Here is a 2,434-nt window from a genome sequence, read left to right on the forward strand (position 1 = left end):
TTTTTAAAGAACAAAATAACTAACCCTGGTTAGTTACCGCAGCCTTGCTGCGAAGTGGAGCGCCATATTAACCGCTTCACTTTTAAAGTCAACTAGAAAATTTAATTTTTCTTAATTAAGCTTTCCGTTTGGCTTCCCCGTCACTTGGCGCCTTGCTTCTCAGCGTTGCTCCCCGTGTCGGTGGATGCGCATTATAGGGAAATCGAAAAACGATGCAACCCCTTTTTTCATTTTTCTCTAGATAAAATGTCATCACCGCGCATAACCCCGAATACACACAAAGCACAAACAAGATACACACAACCAACTGTGGATAAGATTACAAATAGACAACACTACAGACCATATTATGAGAGGCGCTCAGAGCCAATATTCTGCTTCTTCTCCTTCCCGGATATATGACACTGAATATAGAGGGAGTCAGAAAGTTGATAAAAATTGCATCGGTGAGTTTTAGTCGTTTTGCTTCGTATACAAATAGCGCAAAGAATGCCTTCAGCATCAGTGTTATTAGTAGCACTACTTCTTACTCATGTAGTCGATGTGGTATGTGCCCGGTCCATTATATTGATATTACTTGTACCATTTTGAATAATTAACTCGTTAGATTTATCCAGTCCCTAAAGCACAATGATTTCACCCTGTCAGCGCATAAGATAAACGCATTCCATACTTCACTGACCTGATCCAAAATGTCATCGTAGTTTTCAACGCTTCTGTTTGATAGCTTATCCTGTCTGAGCCAGCTCCACACTTGTTCTATGGGGTTTAGCTCCGGTGAATAAGGCACAAGCCTGATGATCACTACATTCCCCAAGCCTTTTACCAAACCATCTTCGAAGTGCCAGGCTGCGCGATCCATGATGACTACTGCCATTCTTCCCGGTTAAGTCCTTTGTGATATTTGCTCCAGGTGAGAGTACATGACTTCTTTATTCACTAAAGGTGAGATGAGTGCTTCTGTTTCACCAGTCGTTGAACACATTGCGCCAAATAGTAGGCATATTCGAATTGTTGCTGCTTTACGACTCTTGGACGTGAGCCTTTTTCAGCCCATACCTTTGTTGTTGAAGTTTGCTAACCAAATCGCGCCTCATCCTGAAACCATACATCAATACGTTCAGGACGAAGGTGTCCCGGGGTGTGAAGGATCGTTTCCAGCTCAAAGTTTTTTAAAAGCTTCCTGGCGAGCTTGATCCCCTTTAGGATGGATTGAACGGCTGCTGAGCCATGAGGAGTTTTGTCTTTTCAACAGTCTGTGAACGGCTGACAACTCGTATTCTATGTGAAACTGTCCCGATATATACTGCTGAATATCTTCTAATGTCAGTCGGCCACCTTCCGTGCGGTCTATAGAATCGAGTACATATGCTTTAAGCTGCTTCAGCTGTGCATCATCCAGTTTTTTGCAAGGGCGACCCGAGCGAGGTAGCTCCTCCAAACCTTGTAAGCCGTGATCGAGATAGTCTTTCACCCATTAGTTCACGCGAGTACGACTGACCTTCAAGTATTCAGCAATCTGATAGCGAGATTTACCTTCAAAGAAATGAGCCAGTGCGAGCATGCGCACTTTCCTTTCTGGGATCTTTAGTCTGTTTGAAGAGCTTAATAAAATCAGAGGGCTGCAAAATCATTACCACATGGATGTGGGGAAGTGGAATAATGCAGGAGCAATTATCGAGATGCGCGAAGGGACCCAGCATCATGGATGAATAGACAACACCACTCTGTCTACAAGTTCTTTAAATGACTTAAACGCAAAAAGCCGACCTATTTCGAATCGAGCTTTTCTTGCTTGGAGCCTGATAATGATTGTCGGATCTCAGTGCAGCTCATGCTCTCGGTGTGGCCTGTTAGAAGATCCCGCATCAAGTGCGGGATGACGCTAGTGTGGGCTTTATGATTGGAAAGTTACGCAACTTTTTTAAATCACATATAGCAAAAAAGCCCGACTCTTTCGAATCGGGCTTTGATGTACAAGGAGGTACAAATGTCGATGATATTCATGGATGAATTAAGTGCAAAGTACAATGACTGCGAGCAACGCGAGTACATTTACTTTGCGCAAGGGTGAATTGCGACCGAAGCACCGCTTCGCAGCGCAATGAACGCGAGGGTGACGAGAAACCGAAGCAACGCTTCGCAGTTCGAGGAAGTGAGCGCATGGATGCGCGAAGGGGAGATACTACATGGAAGTACTTTACTCCAAACGCAAAAAAGCCCGACTCTTTCGAATCGGGCTTTAATGTACAGGAGGTACGAATGTCGATGATACTCATGGATGAATGTCTTTCGTCGACCTCTAAATAGGTGCTTGGCAATGTCCTACTTTCACATGGACGAAATGAGACCGAAGCAACGCTTCGCAGCTCATTGAGATGAGCGCAAGGACGCGCGATGGGACCCAGCTTCATGGATGAATAGACAACACCGC

At 44.6% G+C, this 2,434-nt stretch carries 1 pseudogene; it reads right to left on the minus strand.

Annotation, left to right across the window (positions count from 1 at the left end):
- Positions 1-595: 595 nt before the first annotated feature.
- A pseudogene (locus MHN33_RS23675) lies at positions 596-1,618 on the minus strand (IS630 family transposase).
- Between the last annotated feature and the right edge of the window lie 816 nt (positions 1,619-2,434).

This window comes from Pseudoalteromonas sp. OOF1S-7, assembly GCF_022347765.1.
Taxonomy (GTDB): Bacteria; Pseudomonadota; Gammaproteobacteria; order Enterobacterales; family Alteromonadaceae; genus Pseudoalteromonas.